The 13,637-nt window shown below is 46.6% G+C and carries 11 protein-coding genes; 3 read left to right on the top strand and 8 right to left on the bottom strand.

Annotated features, from left to right (window positions below):
• Nucleotides 1-44 precede the first annotated feature (44 nt).
• The 5 genes from ACYVGR_RS24335 to ACYVGR_RS24315 all read right to left on the bottom strand — a co-directional run bounded on the left by ACYVGR_RS24335 (nucleotide 45) and on the right by ACYVGR_RS24315 (nucleotide 7,020).
• Nucleotides 45-1,787, bottom strand: a complete 1,743-nt coding sequence (locus ACYVGR_RS24335) for a serine hydrolase (protein ID WP_460961637.1) — start codon at nucleotides 1,785-1,787, stop codon at nucleotides 45-47.
• Between the two features lie 159 nt (nucleotides 1,788-1,946).
• Nucleotides 1,947-2,288, bottom strand: coding sequence for an element excision factor XisI family protein (locus ACYVGR_RS24330; protein ID WP_460961634.1), 342 nt, complete (start codon nucleotides 2,286-2,288; stop codon nucleotides 1,947-1,949).
• Nucleotides 2,273-2,689: an element excision factor XisH family protein gene (locus tag ACYVGR_RS24325; RefSeq protein ID WP_460961632.1), complete on the bottom strand. Its 417-nt coding sequence runs from the start codon at nucleotides 2,687-2,689 to the stop codon at nucleotides 2,273-2,275. The genes ACYVGR_RS24330 and ACYVGR_RS24325 overlap by 16 nt, the downstream gene beginning before the upstream one ends.
• Nucleotide 2,690: 1 nt before the next feature.
• Nucleotides 2,691-5,762, bottom strand: a complete 3,072-nt coding sequence (polA, locus tag ACYVGR_RS24320) for a DNA polymerase I (protein ID WP_460961630.1) — start codon at nucleotides 5,760-5,762, stop codon at nucleotides 2,691-2,693.
• 250 nt (nucleotides 5,763-6,012) lie between these two features.
• A complete protein-coding gene (locus ACYVGR_RS24315; protein ID WP_460961629.1) occupies nucleotides 6,013-7,020 on the bottom strand; it encodes a fasciclin domain-containing protein in 1,008 nt (335 codons plus the stop codon).
• 303 nt (nucleotides 7,021-7,323) lie between these two features.
• Here ACYVGR_RS24315 and ACYVGR_RS24310 point away from each other — a divergent pair, with 303 nt between their 5' ends.
• On the top strand, nucleotides 7,324-7,839 hold the full coding sequence (locus ACYVGR_RS24310) for an acyl-CoA thioesterase (protein WP_182461052.1): 516 nt from the start codon (nucleotides 7,324-7,326) through the stop codon (nucleotides 7,837-7,839).
• Nucleotides 7,840-7,963: 124 nt separating this feature from the next.
• On the opposite strand, the gene ACYVGR_RS24305 is transcribed toward ACYVGR_RS24310, so the two are convergent.
• The 3 genes from ACYVGR_RS24305 to ACYVGR_RS24295 all read right to left on the bottom strand — a co-directional run bounded on the left by ACYVGR_RS24305 (nucleotide 7,964) and on the right by ACYVGR_RS24295 (nucleotide 10,028).
• On the bottom strand, nucleotides 7,964-8,440 hold the full coding sequence (locus ACYVGR_RS24305; RefSeq protein ID WP_460961626.1) for a nuclear transport factor 2 family protein: 477 nt from the start codon (nucleotides 8,438-8,440) through the stop codon (nucleotides 7,964-7,966).
• A 3-nt stretch (nucleotides 8,441-8,443) separates the two neighbouring features.
• The gene (locus ACYVGR_RS24300) at nucleotides 8,444-9,313 is read right to left on the bottom strand and encodes a hypothetical protein (protein WP_460961624.1); all 870 of its coding nucleotides are present in this window, start codon (nucleotides 9,311-9,313) and stop codon (nucleotides 8,444-8,446) included.
• Between the two features lie 223 nt (nucleotides 9,314-9,536).
• Nucleotides 9,537-10,028, bottom strand: a complete 492-nt coding sequence (locus ACYVGR_RS24295; RefSeq protein ID WP_460961622.1) for a hypothetical protein — start codon at nucleotides 10,026-10,028, stop codon at nucleotides 9,537-9,539.
• A 450-nt stretch (nucleotides 10,029-10,478) separates the two neighbouring features.
• Here ACYVGR_RS24295 and ACYVGR_RS24290 point away from each other — a divergent pair, with 450 nt between their 5' ends.
• Entirely contained in the window at nucleotides 10,479-12,122 is a 1,644-nt protein-coding gene (locus ACYVGR_RS24290) for a TldD/PmbA family protein (protein WP_460961620.1), read from the top strand.
• A gap of 108 nt (nucleotides 12,123-12,230) precedes the next feature.
• A complete protein-coding gene (locus tag ACYVGR_RS24285) occupies nucleotides 12,231-13,571 on the top strand; it encodes a TldD/PmbA family protein (protein ID WP_460961618.1) in 1,341 nt (446 codons plus the stop codon).
• Nucleotides 13,572-13,637: the final 66 nt, after the last annotated feature.

Below are 13,637 nucleotides of genomic sequence, written 5' to 3'. Positions count from 1 at the left end.
AACGAAATTATGAATAGCTTCTTGATAACTAATTAAACGACAGCTTAACGAACTCGTTTGCCTGGCATATCTCGTCCATTCTGGTGCAGAATCAGCTGCTGAACTTCTCCTTTGTCGTTTGTCTCGAACGTTATCTGAGCGTCAACCACTTTCAGGTAAAACTTCGTTTTCGATTCGGCAAAAAGCTCGAATTTGGGTTGACCTGTGGCCTGACCAAAGAGTTTATCGCCCTCACGTGTGATCACAATCGCAAACGAAGGGGCAAGTTCATAGTTGCCAACGTATGATTCCAGCGTGGCTGCGTCTACAGTAATGGCTATCTCCTTAGGCGCTTCGATAGTTTCGCCCAATTCTTTCAGTTTGTCGAATCCATTGGTATTTCGAGGATTAAGCTCTACCGATTTTTTGTAGTCCTGAATAGCAGCCGCTTTGTTGCCTGCCGTCATGTAGGCTTCTCCCCGGCTATCATATACATTAAATGACTTTGGATAGGATTCGACGTTAAGCGTAAACACGTTGATCGACTCCGTTAACTTCCCATCCCGCATAAGCTCATAGCCCAGGCTATTGATGTCACCTTCATCGACATTGTAGGCTTTATCATTCTTCCAGCTAGTTAATTTCTCCCGCGATTTGGCCAATGGCTCCGATAAAACCGACTGCCGTAGTAAATCTGTAATCGGCTTTTTGGGTGGTTCGATGAGTTGATTGTAGAGGATATTAAGAATATTTTTGCGGATAGCGCCTAGTGGTGCCCCACCCGTATTGTTCAACAAGACTACCAGTTGTTTGTCTTTGGGAATTCGGCTGATGATCGTGTTGAAGCCGTTGATTCCGCCCGTATGTTCAATAATCTGTAAGCTATCTTTCAGGTCGCCAATCTTTGTTTTTCTCACTCCCCATCCATACGCATAACCATCTAAAAAAGGCGTAAACATGGTTGCTTTCGCACTGGCCGACAGTAGTTTATCCGTATACAAGGCCTGATCCCAGCGGTACAAATCCTCGACGGTTGAGTACAATGACCCGGCAGCATATGGAATTGTCATATCCAGATAAGCCGAATTTACATAGGTACTGCCCTGTTTTTCGTAACCAGTTGCTCGTTTAGGGATAATCGGGCCAAATAAATCATAGCCTGTGTCTTTGAGTTGCAAAGGGGTGAGGATAGTCTCTTTCAAAAGGGTAGCATACGATTTTCCAGAGACTTTTTCGATGAGGACACCCAGTAGAAAATAACCTGAGTTACTGTATGAGAACCTGGAACCCGGCTCGAAATCTAGAGGCATATCCGCGAATTTTTTGATGAATCCGTTGGGCGTAACTGGCTCTCGACTCTCCATTTCAAAAAACTTCGGGAAATTGGTGTAATTGGGAATGCCCGATGTATGCGTGAGCAGGTGATGAACGGTGATTTTGTCGCCAGAAGCTTTCGGGTAATCTGGCAAATAGTCGGTGACTTTACCATCCAGTTTAAGCTTTCCTTTTTCAACCAGCTGCATAATGAGCATGGCCGTAAACTGTTTGGTAATGGAGCCTAGTCTGAATTTGGTATCGGGGGCATTCGGAATGTTCCATTCCATATTGGCCATCCCGTAGCCTTTTTTGAAAATCACCTGCCCGTGTTCGGCTACTAACACGCTCCCATTAAACTGACGATTATCAACGTATTGCTGAACAAGCGCGTCGATTTTATCGGCTTTCGTTTGCGCGAAGGATGAAGCCGTCGTTAGAAGAATGGCTATGATGGCCAGACCTATATACCTGTTTAATAGTATCTTTTTCATAGGGAGTGTATGATGATTCGCTAAGATTGCTTTTTTCACCCTTTTGATCACTCACAAATTTATTAGTCGGTGAGGGGTGAGGATAAATGGTCAATGGGCATAAAAAATCCGCCTTAAATTAAAGTAAGGCGGATTTGGATTGATCTACACTTGTTGTAGCTATGCCACCGCAAAGCCCGAATGAGTTCGCATAAATTCTGGTAGAAAACCGATAACAATATCTGAGGCCGGAATACCCCGCTCGATTAGATCGTCGGTTACTAAAATATCTGTGTTATTAACCAATAACCAAACTTTGCCGGTCGGTTTGATCTGAAAATGGAAAACGACGTTGTATTCAAAAACATCTTTGCGCCAGCCCGTTCTGATCACCTGATAATGACGATGTTTATCATCGGCAATTAATTCGTACTCGATTTCTTGGCCCGTGTTTCGACGATTCACAAATGCATCAAGCCATTCGGTAAGGATAGCTGCATACTTTGTTATTTTCGTATCCATTGTTCTATAATTTTAGCTTCTACGTCATACACAAGTACATTCATACCAAATTTAGTCAATATCAACTGAGTTGCGGCATCAGTAAAAAATGTATCGTATATGCCTCGAGGAACAGCAAGGTATAATACTCTATCTGGCTCCTGAATACCCATAAATGTGTGGTAATTGAGGTACTGACCTAGTATAGTGTGAAATTCATACGTAAAAGAAGGCGATAGGAAACTCTTTATTTCAACAGCAATCTTTTCTAAGCCTTTCTGCGCCCCAACAAGCTGCTCAGCTGCCAAGTCAATCTCATAGTTACGATCCATAACGTCAATGAAATATGGATCATGTGTAATTGTCCAACCGTCGTTCAGAAGAACTTCCCGAACGATGGGATGAAAAATATCTCTTGCCATATCAGTGCGCCAGTAACCAGTTTTCGCCGGTGCCGATGCCAGTTTCCATCTTAACCCCCATCGGGATGGCGTTGCGCATGATTTCATCGACACGGACACGGAGAATCTCAATTTCGTCGCGGTGGGCGTCGAATACCAATTCATCGTGTACAGTTAGGATCATTTTTGACTTCAAATTCTCCTGCTGCATGAACTCGTGAATCTGAATCATGGCAATCTTGAGCATATCGGCGGCACTACCCTGAATGGGTGCATTCACGGCGTTACGTTCGGCAAACATCCGGTCGGTTTGGTTCCGCGAATTGATGTCGCGTAGATACCGGCGACGACCTAGAATGGTTTCAGCATAGCCAAAGCCGCGTGCTTTTTCGATGCATTGGTCAATATAGTCTTTCACCGCTGGAAAACCGGCAAAATATTCTTCGATGATCTGAGCCGCTTCTTTACGGGGAATCTTTAACCGCTGGCTCAGTCCGAAGGCCGAAATGCCGTAGATAATACCAAAATTGATGGTTTTGGCTTTCCGACGCATGTCGCTCGTGACTTCATCAAGGTCGACGTGGAAGACTTTACTAGCCGTTTGTGTGTGAATATCGACACCGTTATTGAATGCCTCCAGCATTGTCTGATCACCACTGAAAGCCGCCATTATTCGCAATTCGATTTGCGAATAATCGGCCGACATAATCACGAACTCCGGCCCACGAGGTACAAACGCTTTCCGAATTTCTTTTCCACGTGGGGTCCGAATCGGAATATTTTGCAGATTGGGATTGACTGACGACAAGCGGCCTGTTGCAGCAACAGCCTGATTGAATGAGGTATGAATTCGCCCGGTGCGTTTGCTAATTAGTTGGGGCAACACATCAACGTACGTATTCTTAAGTTTTACTAACTCCCGATAGTCCAGGATTTTTCGGGCAATTTCGTGATCGGCTTCCATTTTTGACAGGATTTCTTCGCCCGTGGCGTATTGACCCGTCTTGGTCTTTTTGGCGTTTTTGTCGAGTTTTAATTTATCGAACAGAACTTCGCCCAACTGCTTTGGCGAACCGATGTTGAATGGCTCACCCGCAATGTCGAAAATTTCCTGCTGCACTTGTCGCATGTCGACTTCCAGCGTCGCCGATAGTTCGGCCAGCGCATTTGTGTCCAGTGTTATACCTTCTAACTCCAGGTCGGTGAGTACCTGCACGAGCGGCATCTCGACCTGATCGAAGAGTTTGTGGAGGCTGTCTTTTTCGAGTCTGGGCGCGAAAACATCCTTGAGCTGAAGCGTGATGTCGGCATCTTCGGCGGCATAGTCCACCACCTTCTGAATATCCACATCACGCATCGTCAACTGTCCTTTGCCTTTCTTACCAATCAGCGACTCAATTTCAACGGGGCTGTAATTCAGGTAGGTCATCGCCATCATGTCCATGTTATGGCGCATTTCTGGCTCAATCAGGTAATGGGCGATCATCGTGTCGAACAATTTTCCCTGAACTTCCACGCCATACTTTTTCAGCATGAGCAGATCGTATTTCAGGTTCTGCCCAATCTTGCTAATGGTGGCGTTCTCAAAAACGGGCTTAAACTGGTCCACAATCGACTGGGCCTCATCACGGTCGGCAGGAACAGGTACATAAAACGCTTCACCTGTTCGATATGCGAACGACAAACCAACCAAATCGGCTTCTACCGGGTCGACAGCGGTGGTTTCAGAATCGAAACAGATACTTTCCTGAAGACCCAGATAATGTACCAGACTAGCGCGTAACTCGGCCGTATCGACTAACCGATAATCGTGCTTAACCGATAAAATTGTTTTCCGCCGTTCGGGTTGTACTGGATCAATCTCATAATCAGGATAAACATCCAGATAAGCGGGTTCTTCTGTACCCGTGGAATCGTCAGTCGTAATCGTTTCGGTAACCTGATCCGGCGTCTCGGCAGTACCCGACGCAACAGGTACATTGACGGGTGTTTTCTTCGATTTGACTCCCCTCTCCTGGTTTGGGCGGTCCGCCGTTGGGGGTGAGGGTACACTCCCAAAATCAAACGGCAAGTCATCCGCCCCTGATGGATTAACCGCTCCCATATTTGGGAAGGGTATGAACGCAGGACTATTGCCCCCAGGTGAATCGAACAAATTCATTTGCCCTACTGCCGGTGCTTTAAAAGCCGCCGGTAATGGTTTCTCGTCATAATCAGCACCCAGCAAGCGGGTTTTCATCTGCCGAAACTCCAGTTCATCCAGAAGCGCAGCTAGCCGAGGCTTATCGTATTCCGTATGGCGAAGGTGTTCTTCATCGAATGGAACGGGAACATCTAAATGAATCGTTGCCAGTTGTTTCGACAGCAGGCCCTGTTGTGCGAAATTGATAACGTTTTCTTTTTGTTTCCCTTTGAGTTCATCGGCGCGGGCAATCAGGTTTTCGATCGAACCGAAATCGGCAATAAGTTTCTGAGCCGTTTTTTCGCCAATACCCGGAATCCCCGGAATGTTATCGACCGAATCGCCCATTAGACCGAGCATATCCGTCACTTGATCGATTCGTTCAATCTGCCAGCGGTCCAGTACCTCATTAACCCCCAGTTTTTCGGCAGGCTTGCCCATGAACGCTGGCTTGTAAATATGAATATGCTCTTCGACCAACTGACCATAGTCTTTATCGGGTGTCATCATGTACACCTCAAAGTCGGCCAGGGCGGCTTTCTTGGCAATCGTACCAATGATATCATCCGCTTCATAGCCTTCCAGAATCAGAATGGGAATGTGCATGGCCTCCACAATCTGTTTGATGTAAGGCATGGCTACACTAATATCTTCGGGCTGCGATTGCCGGGTAGCTTTGTACATCGGAAACTGCTCGTGCCGGAAGGTTTTTTTTGCTGAGTCGAACGCGACGCCGATGTGGGTGGGTTTCTCCTTCGTTAACACCTCGATCATGGCATTCATGAAGCCGAATACGGCGGAGGTATTAATGCCACGTGATGAAATACGGGGAGCTTTATTGAATGCAAAATGAGCGCGGTAAATCAGAGCCAGCGCATCGAGCAGGAAGAGTTTTTTTTGTGGTTTAGCCATTCGAAACGGTCACATATCAAGACCCCAAAGGTCGACAGTCTTGCGGACAATCGCGCGCTTTTGGTCTGACAAATTGCGAAGTTTTACAGGAGTAATTATCTATAAACAGAACAGATGTAAGCTGCTTTTGATTCCTAAAATTTACCGCAAGGGGCACTAAGGAAACGCAAAGGTCGTAGAGGAATTGTAATCTTTTTCCTCTACGGCCTTTGCGTTTCCTTAGTGCCCCTTGCGGTTGAAAAATATCTTTTTAAGGTATTAGTAACCGGTCTATGATATGCACAACGCCATTGGTTGCTGTAATATCTGGGCCGGTAATATTCGAGGCTGTATTGGCGTTTCCACGTCCCGTTACAGTCAGTGCCGTGGTGCTAATACCTGCCGTGATCGTGCCACCCTGTAAGGTAGTCAAACTTGAGCCATTGGTAATCAACGGCGTGTATGTACGGCTGTTCAGTACATGATAGCTTAAGACATTAGCCAGCGCTCCTGCGGGAGCGTTCGCAATCGTTGCAGAATCATAGCCCATTGCTTTAAAGGCTGCATCTGTTGGCGCAAAAACCGTGATTGGACCCGTGGCAGTTAAGGTGGCTGTGGTTTGCGTTCCGGCTTTCAATACGGCTGCCTGAAGGAGCTTAAAGGATGCGGTAGGCAACAAGAGTGGAATACTCTGAATCGTAGCGGCAACGTTGCCAAAGAGAGGGGGTAACAAAACCCGATCAATCGCATAAAGTACCCCGTTGCTAGCCAGCCCGTCGGCCTGTAAAATATGGGCGCCATTTACTGATAATGTGGTAGATGAAGACGAGATCGACGTACTCGATGATACTTTAGAGGTGTACAGCACAGCGTTAGAGAGTAATGTTTGCTGAGCGGTATTGACAGCCAAGGGGATGGCCGACGATTCTATACGAGTTGGGAGCACATGGTATTGTAAAACGGCTTTTAGAATATCGACGGGGGCCGCATTGATAGCCGCCACATCGCCATAGCCAAACAGCTTAAAGGCATCGTCTGTGGGGGCAAAAACGGTATAGGTGCCCGCCTGGCTTAACGTTCCATCTAACCCGGCCTTAACAAGAGCAGCTTTCAGAAGCGTAAACTTACTGCCGTTATTAATGATCTCTGTAATGGTTGATAAAGCAGGTGTGGTGTCGTCCTGTTTCTTACAGGCTGAAAAGGAAAGTGTTAGAGCTGTAAATAACGTGAGAAGTAAGCCCCAACTACGTCCGGCGGACGTGTATTGACGGATTGACATAATGAATTGGTGATTAATGAGTAAGGGAGTAATGTACTGCCTGTTGGCAGAACAGACATTTTTTGGTTTTGTTCATCTGACAACAGCATTAATTTGACAATTTCTACTGACCTGCTAACTTTTCGGTGATGCTTTCCAGATTTTGGCTCAACTTATCTATGTTCGCGAAAACGGACGTTTTGTTGAGTCAGCTACATCGCAGGTCGCAAAACTCTTTATACTTCGCTTGCCCAAGTCGGTTTTCGGTGGTTGGTTTGCAACTACATAGTTGTTTGCCAGACACAGGTTATTAATCATCAACAAATGCCTCAACCCAAGTACGCCCACGAATCCATGACGGTTATGACCGAAATGGTATTGCCTAACGACACCAATACACTTAACAATCTGATGGGCGGGCGACTGCTGCACTTCATGGATATTGCCGCTGCCATTGCCGCGCAAAAACATTCTAACCGGATTGTGGTCACGGCATCGGTTGATAATGTATCCTTTTCCGAACCGATTCGGTTGGGCAATATTGTGACTATGAAAGCGCAGGTAACGCGGGCGTTCAGTTCGTCGATGGAGGTCTTTATTGAGGTGTGGGCTGAAGATATCCCTGCCGGTATTCGGGTTAGCACGAACAGCGCATTCTATACGTTCGTGGCTGTCGATCAGAGTGGACGACCCATTGAAGTGCCAGCTGTTATCCCCGAAACCGACGAAGAAAAAGATCGTTACGCCAGTGCCCTCCGTCGGCGGCAGTTGCGGTTGGTGCTGGCTGGCCGCATGAATCCACAGGATGCCACAGAGTTGCGGGAGTTTTTGAAAGTCTGACCGCACGGGCGGCCCCGCGGGATTTTTGTGATTTTACTGACCGACTATAATTTTTAGAACTAAGCTTTCTTCGAAAGCAAAAAAGAAATCATAGTCAGTCAATAAAATCATAAAAATCCCGGTTTCATTTGGCCAGCTTCAACGACTGCCAGGCCACCATCTGCCATTGACCCGCATTACGAGCATAAACCGATAGATAGCGTAAATGGCTGTTTAGTGCTTCGCCGTTGTTGATGGCGACTAGTGAACAAAGTCCATTAATCACTGCTGTACTGCCGTAGATTCGTACTTTCTGTTCTTCGATATCGATGGAGCTGTACTTTGTTTTCCCATCCCGAATCGACTGAAGATAGGATTGCTTCGTATCGGTGCCGCCATTCGAATGAGCGTAAACCAGATCATTCGCAAGCACACGGTCTAGTACGCCTAAATCAGCTTTTACCTGTGCTGCGAACCGTTGTTTTTCGGTTTCAATAACGGCCTTTTCGTCCGCCGATGTAGCTGTAAATGAGGCCGACGCAGCGGCTGAGGGCGATACTGATGTTTGCGCCCGCACAAACTGAAGGGCGAAGAATAAACCTAAGGTTAACGTGAATTTCATTGATTAATAGGAATAGGTGGTTACGGTCGCGACGGTAGGCTTAGCCTGGCCGGGATACTGCGAAAATTCAACCTGTTTAACTAAACGTTTTTGGGTATCATACGTATTTTGATAGGTTGAGATATAAACATCTGCCTGTCCCTGACTACCATAGTTAATGGTTCGTTTTACAACCGCATTTCGGCTTGTTTCTCCCAGAAAGGTAAAATAGGCAGGGGGTGCATAATGATCCATATCATACACAAAAGCCGTAGTGTTATCCAACTTACCTGTTCTGTTGCTGTATTCATCGATCTGAGTAATATTTTTCGTATCGATCGTAATCGTCTGTCGATTAGAGCCTCTGAGTACACTTTTCAAAATTCCCTCGGCTGAGTATTGCCTTAAGGTATCGAGAGGGGTAGGTGTATAAACAGGTCCAGAAGCGGTGTAAAGATGTTTGGTATAAGCAAGAACCCGGCTTTGAGTACTGTCGAGTATAAAGGAGTAGGATTGTGTACCAGCATCACTAGTTTGCGTTTCAGTCATTCGACCGTTGGCATACACATAGCTGTACTGATTTTTGTGGGTGTATACCCCCGCGTCTGAAGCACTGGTCTGGGTCAATGTATGATTAATCAGCCGATTCTGGCTGTCGTATCGAAATGTGTAGGCATCGGCATCAACAAAATTAAAAACCTGACCATTTACTGTATCTTTTCCAACGTAGTTAAGACTCGTTAATGGAGAGGTGTAGTAGACCGTCATCTTACTTACCCGCTCGGTAGGCTGTAGAAATTGCCTTGCCGAAACCGATTCAGAATCTGAATCGGGAGTGGTACAACTATAAAAACCAATAAAGGTGATGAATAGGGGTAGGGTTGAGCGGATCATAAGGCTATACTGTTTAGGCAGCCGGTGCATTCGTTTCTAGAGCACCAGCTCGGTTAAAACGATTCAAAAAAACAAGTTGCCAACGAATCATGTCAGGTTGCTCTTGGCTATAAAAGCATAGTCAGTCTAATTTGTTTAGTTAATACAGGTAGATGGGTACAAAAAAACCGGCTAGTTGGCCGGTTAATGTTCAATCACAGTGCCAGAATTACTGAATCGCTGATTATTTCTTGGTACCGGTGATAGATTCGTACCGACTGATGCGCCCCCCCTGAACTGTTTCAGTAGTTGTCGTTATAGCAATTTGATTATTGTCAAAAACGCCGGTTGCGGTAAAGTCGCCCGTAAACGTCTTATTCAATACCGACATCTGATCCTGCGTGCGATCAATGACTGTAAATGCTTTGCCAGTATCATCCAACTGAGCCGTTACCTTTAAGGTCGTTGGGCGGGGTACTGTTGTTTCGATATAAATTTCTTTCGCATTCGATCCTTTGGTGATAGTAATCGTAGCTGTTCCTGATTCTGGCGCACTTTCAACGCCCCCCACCGTAAACGAGGTTTGAAAGCCGCCTACGTACGTACCAACGTATTGATCACGCGGATCAACTCCATCGGCGCCCCCCGATTTTTTACAGGATGTAGTTAGTAGAGCGATTGCAAGTACTAGAAAGAGCGCATTCCGGAAAGGCCGGACGGCGAAAGAAGTAGCCATGGTTTGGTATAGATGGGTTGTGTCCATATGATGTCTATCAAACGTCGTGCCGGGTTGGTGAAGTATAAAACCGCACGAAAAGTGCAAATTTACGTAGGTTTACGCTATAGCAGAACGATACCGCAACTAACTTTCTTACGGAGCAGACAAGCTGGCTGTGACCCTTTCTGAGTATTTTATTAAGAAACCTTGTGTTAGTTAGGGCCGCTACTATTTAGCTCGTACTAAAAGATTATAATAAATGTAAAAACTGTATTTATTTTCTATTAAGTAGAAATTGTAGAATTTTATCTATAAATAAATTTAATATTACAAATTATATTTTGAATATCTGTAGAATTTTATACCTTCCTGCATCGGTATTGCATTGCCTTTTTGGTGAAATAGCATTTTTGCTAAAACCAAAATATTGAAGTCAACCAATACATAGTCTAAACGCAGGAAAAGCTCTTGAATCGACGAGATTTTATGCAGGTAGCGGGCCTAGGCACCGGTACACTGATGCTATCACAACTCCCCGTTTTCGGGCGCCCCGTCTCCGAAGAAGCCCTACTCGCTCCTGGTCTGGAGGTGGCCGTAAAGAAACGTCTGGCCGATGCGGCCTTGAATGCCGCCAAGTCAAAAGGAGCATCCTATGCTGACGTTCGTATTGGTCGCTACCTGAATCAGTTCGTTATCACCCGTGAAGACAAGGTTCAGAATATTGCGAGTACAGAATCGTATGGTGTAGGTATTCGCGTTATTGCCGACGGCTGTTGGGGGTTTGCAGCTGTTGGCGATGCTAAAACCGAAATGGAGTTGGCTAAAGCCGCTGAGAAGGCCGTTGCTATGGCCAAAGCAAACGCTTTATTACTGTCAGGCGATCCGGTGCAACTAGCTCCGCAGAAAGGCTTTGGGGAGATAAGCTGGAAAACGCCCATCCAGAAAAACGCTTTCGAGATTCCTATAAAAGAGAAAGTTGATTTGCTGATGGCGGTTAACGGGGCTGCTACGAAAAACGGGGCCAGCTTTGTTAACTCCCAGCTATTTCTAATAAACGAACAGAAGTACTTCGCATCGACCGATGGCTCGTATATCGATCAGGATATTCATCGGTTATGGCCCAGTTTCACAGTTACAGTTATCGACCCCAAAACCGGGAAGTTTGAAACGAGAGATGCCCTGAGCGCGCCAATGGGTATGGGCTACGAATACCTGCAAACGAACCCCGCCGACAAAATACCGGGCATTACCACTCGATACAACCAAGGTTACGACATGCTCGAAGATGTGGTAGCAGCAGCCAAACAGGCGAGGCAAAAACTCACCGCCAAATCGGTCGAAGCGGGTAAATACGATCTGGTTCTTGATCCATCGCATACCTGGCTGACCATTCACGAATCGGTTGGGCATCCACTGGAGTTAGATCGTGTGTTGGGCTACGAAGCCAATTTCGCCGGAACTTCCTTTGCGACTATCGATAAGTGGAAGACAAAAGGGTTTAATTATGGCAGTGATCAGGTTACGCTGTTTGCTGATAAAACCCAGGTTGGTTCTTTAGGGGCTGTTGGGTACGATGATGAGGGCGTTCAGACCAAACGTTGGGATCTGGTTAAAGATGGGATTCTGGTTAACTATCAGGCCATCCGGGATCAGGTTCACATGTTGGGTGAAAAGGAATCGCAGGGCTGTTGTTATGCCGACAACTGGGGCTCGGTTCAGTTCCAGCGCATGGCTAATGTGTCGTTGGCCGCCGGTAAAACACCCCTCTCGGTTGATGAGCTAATTAAAGATGTCAAGAAGGGTATTTACATCATTGGCGATAGCTCCTACTCCATTGATCAACAACGCTATAACTTCCAGTTCAGCGGGCAATTAGCCTATGAAATCAAGGATGGACAGATCGTTGGTATGCTCAAAGATGTGGCCTATCAATCCAATACGCAGGAATTCTGGAACTCCTGCGTGAAAGTCTGCGACGAACGCGATTACCGCTTAGGTGGCTCGTTTTTCGACGGAAAGGGGCAGCCCATCCAGATCAACGCTGTCTCGCACGGCAGCGCAACCGCTCGCTTCAACGGCGTCAATGTGATCAATACAGCCCGGAAAATATAACTAATAGGAATTAGGAGCGAGAAGTGAGTCGCGAGAATGGTTGGCACAAGTCAATGGCTACTGGATGGATTCTCGCTACTCACTTCTAACTCCCACCTACTTAACGAAATGTCTATCATTCTAACTGAAGCAGACGCAAAGACGCTGTTGCAAAAGGTTTTGAGCTACTCCAAAGCCGATGAGTGCGAAGTTAATTTACAGGGCGAAGAGTGGAGCAATATTCGGTATGCCCTCAACAAAGTGACCACCTGCGGCTCGAAAACCTATAAAACAGTTTCGGTTCAATCGGCCTTTGGGAAAAAAGTGGGCGTTTCTACGGTCGATGAATTTGACGATGCTTCTTTGGAAAAGGCCGTTCGTCGTTCGGAAGAAGTCGCTCAGTTAGCTCCCGAAAATCCTGAATACCTTGGTTTGTTAGGCCCTCAGCAATACCTTCCTGCCAGTGGATTTTTCGACTCGACAGCGAACATGTCGGCAGTTGATCGGGCTAAAGCGGTGGCTCAAAGTATTCAGATTGCCAAGTCACAAAAGCAAACGGTAGCGGGTTATCTGGAAGACCGTGTTGGCTATTCGGCGATGATGAATAGCAAAGGGTTGTTTGCATATTACCCCAGTACAAAAGTCAATTTCAGCGCCACTATTCGTACCGATAATGGAACTGGTTCGGGCTATGCCACGCAGGGGGTAAGTGATTTCCCAAAGTTGAATACGGCATCGGCTACGCAGATTGCCTTACAAAAAGCGCTGGGTTCGGTAGGCGCGCGCGCTATCGAGCCGGGCAAATACACCGTTATTCTGGAACCACTGGCTGCGGCTGTTTTACTCGAACACTTATTCCGGAGTCTGGATGCGCGTAGTGCCGATGAGGGTCGCTCATTTCTGAGCAAGCCAGGTGGAAAGACTAAGCTCGGCGAGAAAATCATGGACGAACGGGTAACGATCTATTCCGACCCAACGAACCCAGAATTACCCGCTTCGCCCTGGAGTGCAGATGGGCGTGCGCAGGAGAAACTTAACTGGATTGAAAAAGGCGTCGTTAAAAACCTGTCGTATTCCCGCTATTGGGCGCAGAAAAAAAGTGTCAAGGCTGTTCCGGCCCCAACCAATTTTATGATGGTGGGCGGGACGGCTTCGTTAGATGAACTGATCAAAAGCACGCAACGGGGTATTCTGGTTACCAAATTTTGGTACATCCGCTCTGTCGATCCACAATCGCTGCTGGTTACCGGCCTGACCCGCGATGGTACATTTTACATTGAAAACGGCAAGATCAAACACCCGATCAAAAATTTCCGGTTCAATGAAAGCCCCGTGATTATGCTCAACAATCTGGAAACGCTAGGAAAGGTAGAACGGGTGGTCAGTAGCGAAGGCTCCTTTAGTAATTACCTCATTCCGTCCATGAAGATTCGTGAGTTTACGTTCACAAGTTTGTCGGACGCTGTGTGATAGATACCCTCACCCCCAACCCCTCTCCCAAAACGGGAGAGGGGAGCCAACTCGGTCAATTTTTAG

It is taken from the genome of Spirosoma litoris, from assembly GCF_054776755.1.
The sequence above is the reverse complement of the archived record's forward strand: the minus strand, read 5'-3'. Positions and strand labels throughout refer to the sequence as shown.

What these genes read in the sequence shown, in the direction of transcription:
- ACYVGR_RS24335 (WP_460961637.1), bottom strand. Translation starts at nt 1,787, where the DNA reads ATGAAAAAGATACTATTAAACAGGTATATAGGTCTGGCCATCATAGCC.
- ACYVGR_RS24330 (WP_460961634.1), bottom strand. Translation starts at nt 2,288, where the DNA reads ATGGATACGAAAATAACAAAGTATGCAGCTATCCTTACCGAATGGCTT.
- ACYVGR_RS24325 (WP_460961632.1), bottom strand. Translation starts at nt 2,689, where the DNA reads ATGGCAAGAGATATTTTTCATCCCATCGTTCGGGAAGTTCTTCTGAAC.
- polA (WP_460961630.1), bottom strand. Translation starts at nt 5,762, where the DNA reads ATGGCTAAACCACAAAAAAAACTCTTCCTGCTCGATGCGCTGGCTCTG.
- ACYVGR_RS24315 (WP_460961629.1), bottom strand. Translation starts at nt 7,020, where the DNA reads ATGTCAATCCGTCAATACACGTCCGCCGGACGTAGTTGGGGCTTACTT.
- ACYVGR_RS24310 (WP_182461052.1), top strand. Translation starts at nt 7,324, where the DNA reads ATGCCTCAACCCAAGTACGCCCACGAATCCATGACGGTTATGACCGAA.
- ACYVGR_RS24305 (WP_460961626.1), bottom strand. Translation starts at nt 8,440, where the DNA reads ATGAAATTCACGTTAACCTTAGGTTTATTCTTCGCCCTTCAGTTTGTG.
- ACYVGR_RS24300 (WP_460961624.1), bottom strand. Translation starts at nt 9,313, where the DNA reads ATGATCCGCTCAACCCTACCCCTATTCATCACCTTTATTGGTTTTTAT.
- ACYVGR_RS24295 (WP_460961622.1), bottom strand. Translation starts at nt 10,028, where the DNA reads ATGGCTACTTCTTTCGCCGTCCGGCCTTTCCGGAATGCGCTCTTTCTA.
- ACYVGR_RS24285 (WP_460961618.1), top strand. Translation starts at nt 12,231, where the DNA reads ATGTCTATCATTCTAACTGAAGCAGACGCAAAGACGCTGTTGCAAAAG.